Origin of the sequence: Kurthia sibirica, from assembly GCF_003143975.1 — a bacterium.
Taxonomy (GTDB): domain Bacteria; phylum Bacillota; class Bacilli; order Bacillales_A; family Planococcaceae; genus Kurthia; species Kurthia sibirica.
On sequence record NZ_QFVR01000020.1, the window covers coordinates 1 to 18,146 of the forward strand.

At 35.7% G+C, this 18,146-nt stretch carries 18 protein-coding genes and 1 riboswitch; of the genes, 3 read left to right on the top strand and 15 right to left on the bottom strand.

Annotated features, from left to right (window positions below; genetic code table 11):
- Nucleotides 1-272: 272 nt before the first annotated feature.
- The 8 genes from DEX24_RS12950 to DEX24_RS12985 form a co-directional block, all read right to left on the bottom strand.
- Nucleotides 273-923, bottom strand: a complete 651-nt coding sequence (locus tag DEX24_RS12950) for an acetate uptake transporter (protein ID WP_373863557.1) — start codon at nt 921-923, stop codon at nt 273-275.
- A gap of 973 nt (nt 924-1,896) precedes the next feature.
- Nucleotides 1,897-2,346, bottom strand: coding sequence for a GNAT family N-acetyltransferase (locus tag DEX24_RS12955; RefSeq protein WP_109306837.1), 450 nt, complete (start codon nt 2,344-2,346; stop codon nt 1,897-1,899).
- A 231-nt stretch (nt 2,347-2,577) separates the two neighbouring features.
- Entirely contained in the window at nt 2,578-3,225 is a 648-nt protein-coding gene (locus DEX24_RS12960; protein ID WP_109306838.1) for a hypothetical protein, read from the bottom strand.
- A gap of 106 nt (nt 3,226-3,331) precedes the next feature.
- Nucleotides 3,332-3,532: a YwbE family protein gene (locus DEX24_RS12965; RefSeq protein WP_109306839.1), complete on the bottom strand. Its 201-nt coding sequence runs from the start codon at nt 3,530-3,532 to the stop codon at nt 3,332-3,334.
- Between the two features lie 163 nt (nt 3,533-3,695).
- Nucleotides 3,696-3,998, bottom strand: coding sequence for a transposase (locus tag DEX24_RS17870; protein ID WP_109306840.1), 303 nt, complete (start codon nt 3,996-3,998; stop codon nt 3,696-3,698).
- Nucleotides 3,999-4,228: 230 nt separating this feature from the next.
- Nucleotides 4,229-4,522, bottom strand: coding sequence for a hypothetical protein (locus DEX24_RS12975; protein WP_109306841.1), 294 nt, complete (start codon nt 4,520-4,522; stop codon nt 4,229-4,231).
- Nucleotides 4,523-4,793: 271 nt separating this feature from the next.
- The gene (locus DEX24_RS12980; protein WP_109306842.1) at nt 4,794-5,240 is read right to left on the bottom strand and encodes a hypothetical protein; all 447 of its coding nucleotides are present in this window, start codon (nt 5,238-5,240) and stop codon (nt 4,794-4,796) included.
- Between the two features lie 49 nt (nt 5,241-5,289).
- Nucleotides 5,290-6,438, bottom strand: a complete 1,149-nt coding sequence (locus DEX24_RS12985; protein ID WP_109306843.1) for an MFS transporter — start codon at nt 6,436-6,438, stop codon at nt 5,290-5,292.
- A 93-nt stretch (nt 6,439-6,531) separates the two neighbouring features.
- Between DEX24_RS12985 and yeiL the strand changes: the two genes are divergently transcribed.
- The gene (gene yeiL, locus DEX24_RS12990; protein WP_109306844.1) at nt 6,532-7,245 is read left to right on the top strand and encodes a transcriptional regulator YeiL; all 714 of its coding nucleotides are present in this window, start codon (nt 6,532-6,534) and stop codon (nt 7,243-7,245) included.
- 34 nt (nt 7,246-7,279) lie between these two features.
- Here yeiL and DEX24_RS12995 read toward each other — a convergent pair whose 3' ends face one another.
- Together DEX24_RS12995 and DEX24_RS13000 are read right to left on the bottom strand one after the other, a co-directional pair.
- The gene (locus DEX24_RS12995; protein ID WP_109306845.1) at nt 7,280-8,557 is read right to left on the bottom strand and encodes a Na+/H+ antiporter NhaC family protein; all 1,278 of its coding nucleotides are present in this window, start codon (nt 8,555-8,557) and stop codon (nt 7,280-7,282) included.
- Between the two features lie 260 nt (nt 8,558-8,817).
- The gene (locus DEX24_RS13000; RefSeq protein WP_109306846.1) at nt 8,818-9,225 is read right to left on the bottom strand and encodes a hypothetical protein; all 408 of its coding nucleotides are present in this window, start codon (nt 9,223-9,225) and stop codon (nt 8,818-8,820) included.
- 181 nt (nt 9,226-9,406) lie between these two features.
- On the opposite strand from DEX24_RS13000, the gene DEX24_RS13005 reads away from it, so the two are divergent.
- On the top strand, nt 9,407-9,952 hold the full coding sequence (locus tag DEX24_RS13005; RefSeq protein WP_109306847.1) for a TetR family transcriptional regulator: 546 nt from the start codon (nt 9,407-9,409) through the stop codon (nt 9,950-9,952).
- A gap of 139 nt (nt 9,953-10,091) precedes the next feature.
- Here the strand turns inward: DEX24_RS13005 and DEX24_RS13010 are convergent, their stop codons facing one another.
- The 5 genes from DEX24_RS13010 to metA form a co-directional block, all read right to left on the bottom strand.
- Nucleotides 10,092-11,003, bottom strand: a complete 912-nt coding sequence (locus DEX24_RS13010) for an alpha/beta hydrolase fold domain-containing protein (RefSeq protein WP_109306848.1) — start codon at nt 11,001-11,003, stop codon at nt 10,092-10,094.
- Nucleotides 11,004-11,062: 59 nt separating this feature from the next.
- Nucleotides 11,063-12,574, bottom strand: a complete 1,512-nt coding sequence (locus DEX24_RS13015; RefSeq protein ID WP_109306849.1) for an NAD(P)H-hydrate dehydratase — start codon at nt 12,572-12,574, stop codon at nt 11,063-11,065.
- Nucleotides 12,575-12,662: 88 nt separating this feature from the next.
- On the bottom strand, nt 12,663-14,594 hold the full coding sequence (locus tag DEX24_RS13020; protein WP_109306850.1) for an elongation factor G: 1,932 nt from the start codon (nt 14,592-14,594) through the stop codon (nt 12,663-12,665).
- A 156-nt stretch (nt 14,595-14,750) separates the two neighbouring features.
- The gene (locus DEX24_RS17250) at nt 14,751-14,921 is read right to left on the bottom strand and encodes a hypothetical protein (protein WP_170112945.1); all 171 of its coding nucleotides are present in this window, start codon (nt 14,919-14,921) and stop codon (nt 14,751-14,753) included.
- Between the two features lie 497 nt (nt 14,922-15,418).
- Nucleotides 15,419-16,327, bottom strand: a complete 909-nt coding sequence (gene metA / locus DEX24_RS13025; RefSeq protein WP_109306851.1) for a homoserine O-acetyltransferase MetA — start codon at nt 16,325-16,327, stop codon at nt 15,419-15,421.
- A gap of 72 nt (nt 16,328-16,399) precedes the next feature.
- Nucleotides 16,400-16,510, bottom strand: a riboswitch (SAM riboswitch).
- A 356-nt stretch (nt 16,511-16,866) separates the two neighbouring features.
- Here metA and DEX24_RS13030 point away from each other — a divergent pair.
- Nucleotides 16,867-18,027 carry an aminotransferase class I/II-fold pyridoxal phosphate-dependent enzyme gene (locus DEX24_RS13030; protein ID WP_109306852.1) on the top strand — a complete coding sequence of 387 codons (1,161 nt, stop codon included), beginning with the start codon at nt 16,867-16,869 and terminating at the stop codon, nt 18,025-18,027.
- Nucleotides 18,028-18,146: the final 119 nt, after the last annotated feature.

Below are 18,146 nucleotides of genomic sequence, written 5' to 3' on the forward strand. Positions count from 1 at the left end.
TCCTGCCGAAAAACAAGTAGTAAGCAATCCTTTATTTTCACCTACGGTGAAAATAAAAAGTGCGATACTTGTCGGCGGAAAGCTTTCGCTATTTCTAATTGTCTAAAACATGAATTGTTTTAATACCGCAACATATATAATAGAACCCAAAAAACATCGCACAAAATGACATTAAATGTACAGACAAAAAAAGAATACTACATTTACATATGTAGTATTCCTTTTAATTTTGGCTAAGGTTTGTCCCAGCCTCTTTTCTTACCGGTCTAGCATCAGTGTGTAATTGAAGATGTTTTACGAGCACGTTTTTTACCGATTATACCAAATGGTTTGCCCAATGGTAAATATTCGAAGCCGAAATGACGATTTAGAACATTTACACCTGCACCATAAATACTTAATATACCAATTAATAATTCAGAAATTGCCGCCATATTGTGCATGGATGTTTCCATGATTCCAAGTGAACTTAAACCAAGACCTAAGAATAAGAAATTAATTAAGAAGAATATATAAAATAGCACCTTATTCGTTTCTAATGCACCAATCGTCATAAATACTGTGAATGCCATATAACCAAGATAAACGACGCCTAATTGATGTGTATCTAATTGAGATGCTAAACCTTGACCAAATACGCCCGCTTGAATCATCCAACCGCCACCTACTGCCAGCCAAAAGAATCCGTATGCGCCGAATGCTGTCATACCAAATGTATTTCCAAGTTTAGAATCTAAAATAGATGCATATAATTGTGCAAACCCGCCTAAAAAGATTGCCCATGGGAGTACAAAACCTAAGCCATCTGTCCAACCAAGTTTTTGAGTTGAAGCGACTAGTGTTACGATTGCTAAACCGAATAGACCAATGCCTGATGGGTCCGCTGTTGTTACTTTGATGTTCTGAACGTCTTTCATGTTCATTCCCCCTACTTAATGTTATCTAATTTCTGTTACACACCAATATTAACCGTTTTCATCAGTTTTAGTACAGCAATGTCAGAAATAAATAAAATGCGTGATTTATTAAGTAAATTATATACTTAAAACAGAAAATAATAATTTAAACGAGAAATAACGTACATTAATGTTATAATACAGATTTATTTGTTATACTACAATGATATTATGCAATCAAATAACCCATCAAACGCCTGTTACCACTACCTTGGTTGTGTTATTAGAATATTCTCTCTCTTCTACTTTTGCATAGCTATTTTTCAAACTTTTTGTCAACTCATAGGGTGTATAGCAAAGTTACTATTTTATGACAGATCCTATTGTATAGTCCATCCTTGCTCTCATTGAGACACAATCTATCCCAATATGAAGGAAATGCAAAAAAGTTTTACATCAAATAATGTGATGGCATGTGATTTAATTTTTTCAAACCGCGTCATTTTTTCTATTTGATAGTGAAAGGTAACGATTTGATGCCCATAATTACTTTTCATTTAATTGCGCTTCTCATTTATAAAATACGTGGCACATTCTTTTCACTCGTTCCCAACCATATGAATGCCATTCTGTTTGAACAATACGGCGTACCTTATTCAAGGTCCACTAAACATAACAATAATAATGACAGGTCGATTGAGGCCTTTCTTACAGCTGTTTTGAAACGCTGGTTCCTATCCATTACAACGATTTCTACTTGGTCACCGAATCTTTGTAAATAGCGTTTGATTATGTCTTTCCGACCATTAGGCCAGGCATCAGCATGTAGGTGATTTAACGGATAAAATTTAAATCGCTTGATTTCTTTCTGTAGAAAAGCGTTGATCACGTTCAATAGTAGAGAACAAAAAAACACCTTCATTGGCAAAGTATTATTACAATACTAATTATTCAATGACAGATGTTTTTAGATTAGTTTAAAGTTTTTTTGCAAGCGTGCTTATAATTCTTTTGAAAAATATAACATATCGATTGCTTGAATACCATTTTCAAAAATAGGTTCCTTGTAGTCTGTGAAAAAATCATGGTCGATTGAATCAAGGCGATAGCCAGCTTTTTGATAGAAAGCAATATTGCTAATCGATGAATTAGCCGTACCAACTTTCATAATTTGTGCACCATTATCATAGCTAATTTGTTCAACAAATTTTAAAGCCCTTTTACCATAGCCTTTACCGCGGAATTCCGATATAATGGCAATATTTTTAATTTCAGAGTTTTCTTCATGATCAATAATTTGAATAACGCCTATTCTTTTGGACTTTTCGTTGATTTCGAATAATCGACCTTCATTTATATATTCCTTTACGATACCTTCATCTTCATCGGCTAATAATAATAAATTTAAAAACTTTTCTCGTGCACCTACTGGCACTTCAAATAATTGCATTATATATCACTCCAATCTAATTTCTTTTACTACTATTTTATTGCGACGAAATTATTCTTTACCCCATTAATTGTAGACCTATTTTTAACATTTTTATACAATCAGTTTTACGCTCTTTTAATACGTTTAAACACAAATTCTATCATACAACTACCTTATGTCATTTTTTGTAAATATAATGCATAAAAAAGACATTTCACTACATTAATGTAGTGAAATGTCTTAGAAATGTTATTTTTTAGATTTTGGACGATCCTGCCACTCACGTAAATCACGTGCATAGGTCGACTCATTCGTTAATTTTTGTAATCCTTTTGTTTCTTCAATTGCTTTTTCCATAAATTCGATATATTTTTCTTTATTATGCTGTACGAGTGCAATATAAGCTTCTATATAGTACTCCATCCAGATAAAGTCTAATTTATGGCTACGTGCGACACCGTATTTCTTATTGGCAGCGTCATGTATAGCGATATTGAATCGTTTACGTGGACTTGTTTTCATCGTTGATATGATTGCTTTAGCACCACTTAGATCATTCAAACGTAACGCGCGTAAAAATTGATAATCTAAAACTGTTTCTTGATTTTTTACTTTTTTCTCAATCAGAGATACAGCTTCTAGCTCATCTTCTAATGTGCCATCACGTAACGCGAAAATATAAGCAAACATTGGTGATTTTTTTTGGAAGCGAATAGCGAGTAATGGCCACTTCGAATCTTTAGCACCAGTCATTGCGTACATATAGCTCACAACAAGGATTATTGCAACCGCTGTAAAGACGGATAATGATACTGCTTGGGGTACGCCTAATACAGCTGCTAACATACCTAATGCGAGGATAACTACGTAAATAATAATAAATCTTAAAATTGTCATGTGAATTCCCTACCTATTCTGCTTTTACGTTTTCAAAGATACTCATTAATAGTAGCAATCTACTAGGAAATGAGCAATTCAAAAAGTTCTTAATTCAGCAAAATTTTTATGCTTTGTCAATAATTCTACATACTCTACCTACTTGACCATCTTCTAAGCGCACTTTTATGCCATGAGGGTGGAAGCTACTATTAGTCAATAAATCTTTTACAACACCTTCTGTTTCAATACCCGTACGTTGATCTTTTTTCAAAATGACTGCTACTAACAGTCCTTTTTTTACATCATTTCTGTTTTGTCCGTTCATCTGTATCCCTCCTCTATTATTAAGTATAGTGCTGTTTGACGCCATTGTGTTAATTTTTTCAAAATATTTTCTTTATATAATTAGAAAATTGAACCATGCAATTAGAGAACTATTTTCATTTCGATTGAGAGGATATAGTAATATAACTTTAGAACAAGTGCAATTATACTTTAAAGATTGGGCACTTGATAACATGAGGATTATACATACAAAAAGTACTACAACGATAGCTCAAGCTCTTGGTTGCTCCGAATCCACGAATCGCAGCTTTAAAACTTTGGTTCATATCCATACCAACGATTTGAGCCGCTTGTCCATGACTTTGTAGATAATGTTTAATCGTTGATTTTCTTCGATTCGGTAAAATATCAATCGGTTCATCTGTATCACCTTTATACTCACCAATCGCTTTAGGTAATTGAACCGGTTCAGTTATTTCCTTTTGGGCGATTTTTTTCTCAGTAATTAAAGTATGCGTTAAATACTACAAGCTCGCGTCTCCTACAGAATTAGTTGAAGCGAGGCCGAGGAAAGTGTCGAGCAGGGAGAGTATTGTTTGAAAATCCCAATAAATAGTATAGGAGCTTTTTTAATAGGTCCTAACAGATTAAAATGCGCCATACAAAAATGAGAAGCGGCTTAATCATGCCCCTTCTCATTTTTATATGGAGACTACTAGGTGTAGATTATTATCTTTTACAGTAGAATTTGATTGTATAATGGTGCAATATGGGCAATAAATTTCTCGGCATCTGCTGTCGTTTTTAACGATACACGACATGTATGACCTGTTTCATGTAATTCACAGTCTATAGCATGTTCAACAATTAGCGCCCTTAGTTGCTCCATAGTTAAAACTTGATAATGCAGCAATAAACTTACTTCTAATAAATCGAAGGGTTGTCCATCTTTCGAAACTGCATATATTTTTTCAACAAAACCTGTATTTTTAGCTGTTAGCATTTGATTTACTTTAAATTTTTGTTCCATTTATAATCAACCCTTTTTATGTTCTCTCTCTATGATGCCATAGACTAACGCTACTGTAAATAGCCTGTTACACCTGATGAGGTAAGTGTATTATGAAATTTTGTCTTTGCATCAACTATGGAGTGAATGTAATCGGATGTTCACGATCATTCACCTTTTTGTGATGTAGCCTTAAATCAATGCAATCTGTTCTAACCATTATCAATAGTACTACATACACTACAAAAACCAGCAATATGAAACTTCTAAAGAAATTTCATATTGCTGGTTGTCAGCGCTCTATTTTCAGTGCAAACGCATACTGTGCATCGCCACTAATCTCGTATTTCCCCTCACCAAACCAAGTACCGCTCAAACCGTAATAATACGTCCCTACTTCAGTAGGCGCTTTAAAAGAGTAATGGTCCAGTGCAATTTCTTTTTCTTGTTGTTCAAAAATTTCTGTTAAAAATAAACTATCTGGTCGCTCTTTTTCTTTTTGTACTAATGTAATCGTCTCTTGTGCTTTGACAACAAGCGGTTCGGTATTTGCCAATAAATCAACTGGTCCAACCTTATCTTCGCAACCTCCCGACCAACAATAAGTTCCAAGAATCGTATTGTATTGCTTCCCTGCAACACTTATTTGTAATTTAGGTGGATGGCTCGTATCTGCCTCACCTTGTGTACAACCGAATAAAGTGAATAAACAGATCATAAAAAATATTATTTTCTTCATGGGCTACCTCTTTTCTACGTTATTAAAGTATACCCCATTTTTTAACAATTTAGATTGTTTTCATTGTTTTTTTCAAATAAATTGATGCGATTAATGCAGGAATTGTACACAGTACCATCGCTAAAAAAGCATAATTGGGGGCCCAATTATATAAATAGCCACTCACAATTGTCAGAACTGCTGTACCCCAACTTAATGCAAAAGCTGAATAAATTCCTTGCGCTTTCGTAATTTGAGTTGCTTTCATCGTCGATGTCAAAAAAATCATAAAAGCGTAATGAGCAGTTGCAAAAGACAGTGCATGTAGCGCTTGTGATAACGCAAAAACCCATGGGTTCGGTATTGCAAAAACGATGAACCAACGTAAAATGGCACCAGAGGAGGCTAAAATCAATAATTTTGCAACATTCCATTGAGCAAATATTCGATCAGCTACTGCGAATAATAAAATTTCAAAAACAACACCAATATTAATAATAATTCCAATCAAATACTTTGGCACCGCTAAATGCTCTAAGTATAAATAACCATAATTATAATAGGCTGCATGCGAACCTTGTATAAGTGTCACAATAACGAGTACCCACATAAAATTTTTTGCTGTCAAAATAGATTTAAAACTACTTTGTGCTGATACCATCTGTGGTTTTTCTAAGAGAACTTGCGGCGTTTGTTTAAAGGATAATAGCAATAAAATACCTAAATAACCAATGACCATCCATAACATCGCCCCATCATTCGTCACTGCTGTTATAACACTTGCTATTGCTACAGATACTACAAAACCAAGTGACCCATATGATCGAGCACGACCATAATTCAAGCCATTTTTTTGTACAAGAAGTCCTGCTGTACTATCTAAACCGGGCATTATTGCTGGTAAGAAAAAACTTAGCAATGCAGTCAATATAAAAATCGCACTATAATTATATGTTGGTATATACAGTATAGCCGTTATAAAACTACCTATTATAAAAATAGTCAATACTACTTTTTGGCTCCACTTTGCGGTCATCAGCGGGAAAATAAACATTGTTGAAATCCCTCTTAATACAAGTCCAACGCTCATCATTAAGCTTGCTGACTCGATAGAAATATTTTTTTCATGTACTAAATAAGCTGTCCAATATGGCAGAAAAATACCCCATGCCATAAAAAAGATAAAATAATGCTGCGACATCCATTTTTGACTATTCATTGTAATTGTCATCCCCTCATGTAACTTCGAATTGAAGTGTAGCATGAAATAACATACAATAATGTGAGATATCTCATACATTTGGAGGTTAAGATGAAAAAATTATCACAAAAAAATATAAATGATTATTTACAGCTACAGCCCATTGATCGTCTTTTTTCTTTTGATATTATTCCTTATATCGAATTACATGATTTCGAACGAGACGAATATATTATCAAGGAAGGTCGATCACCTGATTATTTATATTATGTAATTTCAGGAAAAGCAAAGATCTATTACACGCAAGAAAATGGTAAAGTAACCTTATTAAATTTTATAACGACGGGTTCTTTCATTGGTGAGATCGAATTACTGCAACAAGAACACCATTCTAAAGGCATTCAAACTTCATCAAAAATGCGTTGTTTTGCCATTCCTGTTGAGCAAACAAAAGAGCTATTATTTGCTGATGCACGATTTTTACGCCATCTTTCGACTTTTCTAAGTTATAAGGCGACAACTTTAGCAACTAAATATTCTCAAGGACTCACATTCCCTTTTGAACATCGCTTAGCAGAGTTTCTTCTATTATCATCGGATGCTGGATACTATCGTGAGCGTCACACAGAGGTTTGTGAATACTTAGGCGTATCCTATCGTCATCTATTGCATGTCCTTGCACAGTTTGTCACCAAAGGCTTAATCGCCAAAAATCAACGAGGCTATCAGATTTTACAACCAGCCTTATTACGTGACATGGCAACAACAACTCATCAATTGGATGTTACGCCTCTACAACTCGCTCAATCCCAAAATAAAAGGTAGTCCTGTCATGGCTGACAAGACTACCTTTTTGTTCTTATTTTTTTAGGTTTGGAAATCGGAAAATAATTGCGACAAATGCAAAAACGGCCATTATTACTGGATAGAATGAATAGCTAAGTAACGATAAAGTTGATATACCCGCCACGCTAGCGGCAGCAAGAAGCTGTGGTGAATAGGGTAGTAACCCTTGCCAAACACTAGCAAATATATCGAGCAAACTTGCTGATTTTCTTGCATCAACATCATACTTCTCTGCTATATCTTTAGCAATGGGCCCAGTTAGCAAAATGGAAATAGTATTATTTGCTGTAGAAATATCTGCAGCACTTACTAAAGTTGCGATGCCCAGTTCTGCGCCTCTTCTAGATTGAATACGCTTAGAAATAATGGCCAATAAATAATCGATCCCCCCATTATATTGGACAATTGCCACTAAACCACTTATCAATAGTGCAATAATTGCAATATCCTCCATACTAATAATACCTGCACCAATCGACTGTAGTAAACTCGTTACTGTAAAAGAACCATTGTAAAAGCCTACTGCTGCTGACAATACTGTTCCACCAACTAGCACAATGAATACGTCTATCCCAATCAATGCTGCGATTAAGACGATCAGATAGGGTAATACTTCAAGTAAATGAAAAGTATACTCCCCTTGTCTCGCACTTGTTCCCCATGTGATATACGTTAAGAATAAGGCTGTCACAGCGGCTGCTGGTAAAACAATTTTAATATTCACGCGAAATTTATCCTTCATATTAACACCCTGTGTTTTTACAGCGGCAATTGTCGTATCAGATATTACCGATAAGTTATCACCGAACATAGCACCACCAACTACAGTTGCCATTGCAAGTGGTAACGAGATTGTCGTTGCATCTGCAATACCAACACCGATGGGTGCAAGAGCTACAACAGTCCCCATTGACGTTCCCATTGATAGCGAAATAAAACAGCCAATAATAAACAACCCTACAAGCAAGTAATTACTTGGTAAATAACTTAACCCTAAATTGACAGTCGAAGTAACTGCCCCCATATCTTTAGCTACGCTAGCAAACACGCCTGCCAAAATAAAAATGGCGACCATTAATAGAACATTGGGGTGCCCTGCTCCCGCAGTAAATACTTGTAATTTTTTTGATAATTTTTCACGACGATTCATGAAAAAAGCAACAATACATGCTAGTAACACAGCCACATTCAAGGGCATTGTCGAGAAATCTTGCGTGATTATTCCCGTTCCAATAAATAACAATATAAATACGATAAACGGTAATAATGCCCATTTATTTCCTCTATTCATAATCCAAACAATCCTCCAATTACAATAAAACTCATACCCTCTATCATAACTAAAAGATTGTATTATGTAAATTGTCTGATTTATAAAAACACTAGCCATTTGTATCTACTTAAACAGATAAAATGCGGGTCAATAAATGGACTAAAAAAAGTAATTTTTTGATTAATTTACTAATATAAATTAGCTTATTGAACTACAATTTGAGATAATGGTAGAAGGTTGCTACATTATGCATTAAATTAACTATTTATTTCATCTTATTATTTTCCTATTGAAATCCAATAATTAATATGAATCGCTCGTTCAATATCATCAAGTAATACATAGAAAATCATATGCTTTTGCCAATCAATTAGAGCATATTCTGACCTCATACGTAATGCGCGATCAAAATAAATTTTAGTCTTTGGTTTTTGGGTAATACTTGCTTGACTGAATAATTTTTTTTCATAGTGAAAATCAGTACTTTGTATAGAGGTTTCAATAGCCTGAATATCAATTTTACTGTCTCCAGCAGTCACTATTATTTGCTCGATTCCATCGTGTATAATATGGTGTTGCATAAGCAACTCTTTAGAATCGACATCTAAGATTTTTAACAATTCTTCTAGATCATTTATCATAATTGAAAATGGCATGCAGGCCAAATAATTTAATGGAATGGTCATTAGTTAAGTCCCTTCTAGGATAGTTCGTTTTATCGCAGCTCATAGTACATCTTTTTATCTAAATTAATATCACTGATGATGGTACTAAGTCCCTAACACAATAATTACTGCAATAGCCTGTCTTATCAAGATTCAATCGTTTGAAAATGTCGAAATAATCGACAGAAGGGGAATATTGTACATGAAACTGACAGACATTAAATTAACAAGAACGAAATTACAATTATGGAATGCACTATGTGAGTTACTATTCAATGAAAAGAGAGAATTTGATACATTAACCATCAATGATATTTGCCAACAAGCTTTTGTTCATCGTTCGACTTTTTATAACCATTTTTCAGATAAATTCCACCTTTTTCAGTTTGGTTACGAATTAACTTTAAGTAAGAAAAGTGGTTTCTCAACTGCTTCAAGATTATTGTCTCCTTTTGAAACAATTGTTAATGTAAACGAACAGTTAATGTTCCCGATCCTTTTACATAGCTACCCAAATTCATTAAAGCCTTTAATTCATGAAGCACAAAAAAAAGAAATCACAATGAATTTAACTTTATTACTTGAAAAGAATTATGATTTGAAACTCCCACTTGAAATAACAGCTGATTTACTAACGAGTGTCTATACTGCATTATCTAATTATGTTATTTCAAATAAAATGTCTGCACAAGAAGCAGACCATTCATTTAGGTTATTTATTAAAGGCGGCTTAATAACAGAACTTTAAATTTAAAGAAATTCCATTAATAAAATTCGACTTTTCAAACGGTTTTGGCGCATTTTAATTATTGCTTGATCATGACAACTAAAGAAGGTGCTACTAAAAACGATACAATCATCGTTTTTGTGTAGCACCCTCTTTGTCGTTAGACTGATTTTAAAAAAACGTCTACCTCATTAATTATTTGCTTTGTTTTTTTATCGTATAAACCTGGTATGGAAAAGAAACCATGTATTGTATTTTCTGCGACTCGACTAAAAACGACTACACCATGGTCGCTAAGTTTTTTCGCATAGAGCATTCCTTCATCTACTAGTGGATCGTACTCCGCACATAAAATATACACAGGACAATGATTTGAAAAATCATTTCCGTTTAGCGGAGATAAAAGCAAATTATCCAGCAATAACTCAGCAGAAATTTGACTATAAAAATGCTCAATCCAATCTGTTTCTAATATATATGCAGAGCCATTAATCTCTTTCGAAGGCGTGGTTAAATTCGGTGCGACAGATGGATAGAACAGACAAATCGCTTTGACATTCGGCTTGTCATGTTGAATCACTTGCTCTGCTGCTGCGATTACAGAAGCACCAAAACCATCTCCACATAAGACAATATGTTGCGGCGTAGCATTTAAGAGACGCGCATTTTTTTCAACCCATTCGATTGCATCGATACAGTCATTAACGGGTGTCGGCATTTGAGTCATGCGATAATTGACCGCTACTACAGTCATATTACAAATAACAGCAAATTCTCTTAGTTGATTCTCTAAATGATAAAAATTGCTATTAACAAGAAAACTGCCATGAAAAAACAATAAAACCGGTCTCATGCTTTCTTCATTTGGATAAATGACACGTGCCTCTAACTCATGTCCATCTCTAGTCGGAATGCTAAATTGTTCTGCGTGATCAATATGAACAGATGTATGCGGTTCTTCATGCCTTAAATGAAACCAGTCTTGACGTTGTTGCTCTGTCAAAGCTTGCAACTTTCCATGGTCACTGGCTCTCTCTATAAATGATAATGTTTTCTTTGATAATTTCCCCATATGAGCCCTCCTCCATTACATCGTTAGTAACTAATATTCCCTATTCTAAGCAAAAAAAACTATCGGATATATTGTCCTAATTTAATAGCTAACGCATCAATCAATTGCCACGCAGTCATTTTATAATTACCTGTCCTTTTACCTACTTCACTTGCTGCCGCTGCATGGATATATACAGCTACTTGCATGGCTGCCATCGGTTGACTCCCCTGTGCTAGTAAACTCGTTAAAAGACCAGTAAGAACATCTCCTGTACCACCTCGTCCAAGCGCATCATCTCCTATAGGACAAAGCCATTGCTGACCATTTGGGGCGGTAATAATCGTGCGGTGACCTTTATATAAAACAAATGCATCATAGCGTTTTGCAAGTTCTTTCGCTACTCCAAATCGATTGTTCTCGACTTCGTCAATTGAGCGCTTCAGCAACATGGCCATTTCACCAGGATGGGGTGTTAGAATGGTTGGGGCGCTACGTTTTTTTAATTGTTCTTGCATGTTGGTTGCATAGTATAAACCATCTGCATCAATAATAAGCGGATGATTTAAAGCAGTTATTTTTTGTAATATTGCTTGATGCAAAGTAGGTTTTTCACGACCAAGACCAGGTCCAAAGGCGATTACATTGGCTTTATTAGGGATTTCTAATGCTTCGTCATAACTTGTTAAGAGAATATCTGGACTTTGACTCGCAATCGCTATATGAATCGCGCTTGTTGTAGTTAATTCGACAATGCCACATCCTGTTTGAAATGCTGCATTACTACAAAACACAGCTGCACCAATATATTTCGACGATCCTGCAATAATCCAACTATAACCAAATACTCCTTTGTGGCCATCCGCAGGCCTATACGGGATACCTGAAGAAACTAGCTTGTCATCAATGACTTGGGGTAAATCCATACCTAGTTTGGCATGCGCTGCTATTTTCACAGAAATATTTAAACAGTGCCACTCGCCAATAACTGCTGGGCCTTGTTGTAAAAAGAAGCCCGTTTTTGGCGCTGCTAATGTATATGTTTTTTTTGCATGCACAGCAATCGTAGGAATACGACCATTTGTTGCATGAAGTCCAGAAGGAAGGTCGACTGCAATTTTGTAGGCTGTTGCATCATTGATACATTGAATAAGCGTTTCTTCATATAGACGTAGTTCTCCTTCTAATCCAGTACCAAGCAAACAATCAATTATATATGTGCTTTCCCCTAGTTGTTGCTTCAATCTCGTTAATTGTTGATCGCAGAGCTGCCAATCATTAGGGAAATTTTTATTATAAATCGTAAAATGTTGTGCTGCCACTCCTTTTAAGTGTTGCGGTTCATAGGCTAAAAACAAAGAACAATTATAACCCATTTCCTTCAATCGGCGTGCAATTACAAATCCATCTCCACCATTATTACCAGCTCCACAAACGATTGTAATGATGGCATCTCTCGTCAGATCATTGTGAATAAGTGCGTGGCTTACGGCATTACCTGCAATCTCCATTAATAACAACTCATTTAATCCACCATATTCAATCGTGTAGGCATCTAATTCTCTCATTTGTTGCGCAGTGCAAATATACATAATAAAACCTCCTTACTACCTATATACCCCACTAAAAAAAACGTCAAAACCGCTTATGATTAACGGTTTTGACGTTACTTTTCATTGTTTATAAAGAGTGTTCTGTCGTGCAATGCATGGTCGCCTTAGCATCTTGCCAAGCTACTGTGTAACCTTTTCCTTTATTTAAAAAGACTGAATTTGACGTATAGGTGGCATCGGCATCTTTTTTATAACCCAGCACTTCAACTACTTCTGCTGTATTATGACAGACATCATAGCCATCTACCCTTACTTGTAAACTGCCTCGCCCACTTGTATAGGAGGCAAACTCTGATGGATAGTCTTGAAAGTTCGTTACGGGTACACGTCCACTAATCTCAACATATTCTCCTTTTGTAACAGGTGCATGCATGACTCCGCTCAACTTTTGGATATCGGTCATCATTCTTCCAATATATTCAATGTTTGCTGACATTGTAAAAGCATAAAATGGTTCTAGCAAAACAATTGTTGCTTGCTCTAAACCTTGGCGAATCGCTCGTTTCGTCGCTTCTATAAAATCTCCGCCATCTGTATGCATCGCGTGCGCTCGCCCTGTTAATAAGGTGATTTTAACATCTGTCAAAGCAGAGCCTGTCAATAAACTTTTATGTGTTTTCCATGCTGCTGTTTGTAAAGCTAAACTTTGATACCCCATTTGCATATCGTTAGCATGACATTCATTGACCACTTCGATACCCGATCCGCGTTCGGCGGCTTCCAAACATAGATGCACTTCTGAATAATGCTTTAATGGCTCAAAATGACCGTAACCAATGACTCGATCTGCTATCGTTTCTTTATAAATAATCGTTGGTATTTCAAAGTGGATTTTTTCACCAAAACGTTCATCTATTATTTGGGTTAGCACTTCCAGCTGAATTTTACCCATAATTTTCACATGAATTTCCTGTAATGATTCAACCCATTCTATTTCCAAAGCTGGATCTTCAGCTTCTAATAATCTACAGTATGCTACTATTTCTTTTGCATGAATTGATGCTGCATGTACAATTTTAGAACGCATCGTTGGTATTAGTTGGGCCTCATAGGGATATGACTTACCTATTGACATGCCTACCTTGCTATTTTTCAAGCCAATCACACCAATTGTTTCACCAGCAAACGCCTGCTGTTGCTCTAAATATTTACGTCCATTATATTTTCTCAGTTGTGTCACTTTAAAAAGTTCTCCATCAACCATTATTTTATCACGTACTGTGATTTTACCTTGCAGTATTTTTATAAAAGCAATTTTTTGCTGTTGTTCATCATGTCTTATTTTATAAATGATTGCTTGCAGTTGCTCTTGTTGTGGAAATACCGGACGCAATAGTTGACTTAGTACTTGTAAGAATTCCGTAATCCCCTCATTTTTTAATGCTGCGCCAAAACTAATCGGGAAGTAATCGGATGCCATAAAGGATTTTGACATACAATCGTACCATTGTTGATCATCAAATGCTTCAGAAAAATAAGCTTCCATTGTCTCATCATTCAATGCCGCGAAGCGTTCCACTGCATCTTCGAATACTGTAAAAGATTGGGCATTTCCTGTCAGTTGGCGATGAATATCTGCCAAGATAAATTGTTCATTTGCTGCTATTTGATCCATTTTATTGACAAAGATAAATGTGGGTATCTCATATTGGCGAAGTAGATTCCAAATAGTCAGCGTATGCCCTTGAATGCCACTAGCGCCATCAATAAGTAGAATAGCCGCGTCTAATGCTAGTAATGACCTCTCCATCTCTGCAGAAAAATCGGTATGACCAGGTGTATCAATTATCGTATAGAGAGTATCTTCATACATAAATGTCGCTTGTTCAGCAAATACTGTAATCCCTCTTTGTTGCTCGATTATATGTAAATCAAGGTGAGCAGTTTGATGATCTACACGCCCCATCTCTTTTATACTATGTGTGTGGAATAATAATTGTTCGGAGAATGTTGTTTTACCTGCATCCACATGTGCCAAAATCCCAATTGTTTTAAACATAGAATTCCTCTTTCCCTACTATCTTTATGCTAAATACTAGCTCTTTGTTTTAGCATTTATCTCACTAGCATACCGGTCGAATAATGTAAATAGAGTGGCGCTCAGTCTTTTTCATCCTTTTTTTGTAGATCATCAAATATCCACATCCTTCGATGTCTAGTCGAAAAACACATCTATTTTACTCATCAATCCTCTTGTATTTAGTGGCATTAAATACAAGACAGCCCACTCATTATTTGCCTCGTCATTTATGTCAGATAGATGCGCTTCAAAATAGTCATTTTTCTGATAGGGCACATCCGATATGATTATTTCATACATTTTCATTACATCAATCCTATTCATATTTCCTACGATGAATATTCTTCATTTTGATCAGTCGCATCCCTTTCTTTGCTCGGTGAAGAATAAAGCTGTCATCCACTATCAGTAATAACGCTGGTCCTACTAATAATCGTGCCCTCAATCTATTTTAACGCCTCTACTCGAAAAGTTTTGTCGTGTCATTATTAGAGTGCTAGCGCTAGATTTTCTATTGACTATAGAACTCATTATACAGGATTTTAGCCATATACAACTTATTTTATATGGCTTATAAAAAGAGCCTGAGACAAACGTATTTTCAACAGAGAAAATCCCGTATGCTTTTTCAAAATCATACGGGATTATTCATTTCAAGCCATTTCCGCTTCGAGTCATTGCGTTCCTGTGGGGTTTTCAGCGCCTGCTATTCCCGCAGGCATCGTTTTCTGCGCGTTCAATTGCTTTGATGATGCGTATTGGAGACAGACTATTTTTGTTCTGTCTTAGGCTCTTTTTATGATCTATTGCCATTCGTATGGTGTTTCTTGATACACATAATAATTCAACCAGTTTGAAAAGAGTAAATGGGTATGAGAACGCCAACGATTAATCGGCTGTTCATTCGGGTTATCATTCGGAAAATAATGACTCGGTATTTGGACATCTAGACCACGTGCTAAGTCCCGTTGGTATTCTGTTGCCAATGTATCGGCATCATATTCTAAATGACCTGTCACCATTATTTGTTTACCATCTTTTGACACGATGATAAATGCGCCTGCCTCTGGTGATTCAGAGACCAGTTCTAAATCTGGATGCGCTAAAATTGCTTCTGTTGATACCGAAGTATTTCGCGAATGAGGTGCAGTAAATACATCATTAAAACCTCTTGTTAAATTGATGGTACTATCGTGGACAATATGATCAAAAATACCCGAGCATTTTTCCGGCAAAGTATACTTACCAATGCCATAATGATGGTATAACGCTGCCTGAGCTCCCCAACATATATTCAACACGGACGTCACATGTGTTTTAGTCCACTCCATAATTTCCACCATTTCTACCCAAAAATCAACTTCGTGAAAATCAAAAAGTTCAATTGGTGCACCCGTTACAATTAAGCCATCATAACGCTTATCTTTTATATGCTCAAACGTATCATAAAATGATTCTAAATGGTTTTTACTCGCCGTTTTAGACACATGCGTAGCCGTATCTAAAAATGTAATATTTACTTGTAGCGGTGTATTACCTAGTAGCCGTAATAATTGTAGTTCTGTTTTTTCTTTTTCGGGCATTAAATTAAAGATTAGAATATTTAACGGTCGAATATTTTGACTCATTGAACGTTCTTCGTCCATTATAAAAATCTTCTCTTGTTGTAAAAATTTCGCAGCCGGTAGCGCACTTGGAAAATTGATTGGCATGTAAAACTCCTCCTTAAAATATAAAAAATCCACATTCTTAGATAAGAATGCGGACGTCATCAATCATGTCGCGTCTTATCGATCAGAAGATTTACTCCCGATGGATTTAGCACCTTTTCTGTATAGGACAGAAGGTTGCTGAAGCATCATTGGGCCATTTCCCTCAGCTTCTCTTGATAAGAAATATGTAATTGAAGCTATCATAGCAAAGTTAATTGTCAATAGCAAACTTTTCTGACAATAAAGAAATTTTGTTATTTCATTATAACTTTAAGCATAAAACTTAAAAAACTATTTATTGCCAAAATTCCATCTTTTATCATTATAGAATAGAAAGGTTTTATAGTCGAACATTCGGGTATTCCTACAATACGAACATTTAAGCCTTATTTACTTAAAAATTAAAATATAATTAAAAATTTGAATTATTTGATAATTAATAAGGAAAGACTGTTATATAACTATAGAATATGTTAAACTATTCACTAATCATATGATGGAATATGAACTACATATATACAAAGAAGGAGTGCGTGTCCGTGAAAATCGAACGTTCTAAACTAATGGCTAAATTCCCAAAAGCAATTTTTGGAGATTTAAAAGCCGCCGCCAATCGTAAAGAAGCAACCGGTATCAAATTGATTGATTTAAGTCTTGGTAGCCCTGACCTACCACCAAACGAAAAAGTACGTATGGAGCTATCAAAACAAGCCGCACTCGCTAATTCTTATGGCTATACCCTTGGCGGTACTGAAAAGTTCAATGAAGCTGTCGCAAACTACTATAATAGAAGAAGTTCTGTCACATTAAATCCAAAAACTGACATCATCCAAACGATGGGCTCTCAAGAAGGCCTCGTTCACTTACCAATGGCTTTATGTAACCAAGGCGATATTGTCTTAACAACTGATCCAGGTTACGTTGCATATGAAGCTGGGATTAATATGGCTCAAGCAGAAGGCTATTATATGCCACTTACATCTACTAACGAGTTTCTACCAGATTTTGATGCCATTCCTGATGAGGTTTGTGCACGAGCAAAACTATTGATCTTAAACCTACCCGGTAATCCAGTTCCAGCAATGCCTTCTATCGCCTTTTTCAATAAAACAGTCGCTTTCGCTAAAAAGCACAATATAATCGTCTTACATGATGCTGCATATTCTGAGTTTTACTTTGACGGAAGTCGCCCTCTTAGCTTCCTAGAAGCTGAAGGTGCAATGGAGGTAGGCATCGAGATTAACTCATTGTCAAAAAGCTTTAGTTTAGCTGGTGCACGTATCGCTTATATCGCCGGTAATGCTGACATTATTAAAATTATTGGCGAATTAAAATCCAATCTGGATTATGGGACATTCCGCCCGATCCAAGATGCAGCTGTTGTGGCATTAGACAATGCTGAAGAAATTACAGAGGAGCTAAGAACCGTATTCTCTCGTCGTCATAAAATATTAGCAAATGGTCTTCTAAATATCGGCTGGGAGGTCGTTCCTTCTACCGGAGGAATGTTCGTCTATGCAAAATATCCACAACAACAATTCAATGATATCGATTTTGTCTATCATGTAATCGAACAAACTGGTGTAGTCATCGTTCCTGGCTCCATTTTTGGGAAATCCGGTGAAAACTATGTCAGAATTGCGCTTGTACAGCCAGAAGAATTAATTATCGAAGCATTGGAGCGCCTTGCAACGCTCTAATCAAACAATGGAGTGGCTTGGAGCAATCCAAGTCACTTCTTTATTTGTACTAGAATTGATAAAAATCAAAAAAGTGATTAAAATCATTACATACATCTCGCTCAGAAAAAGAGCCGTCA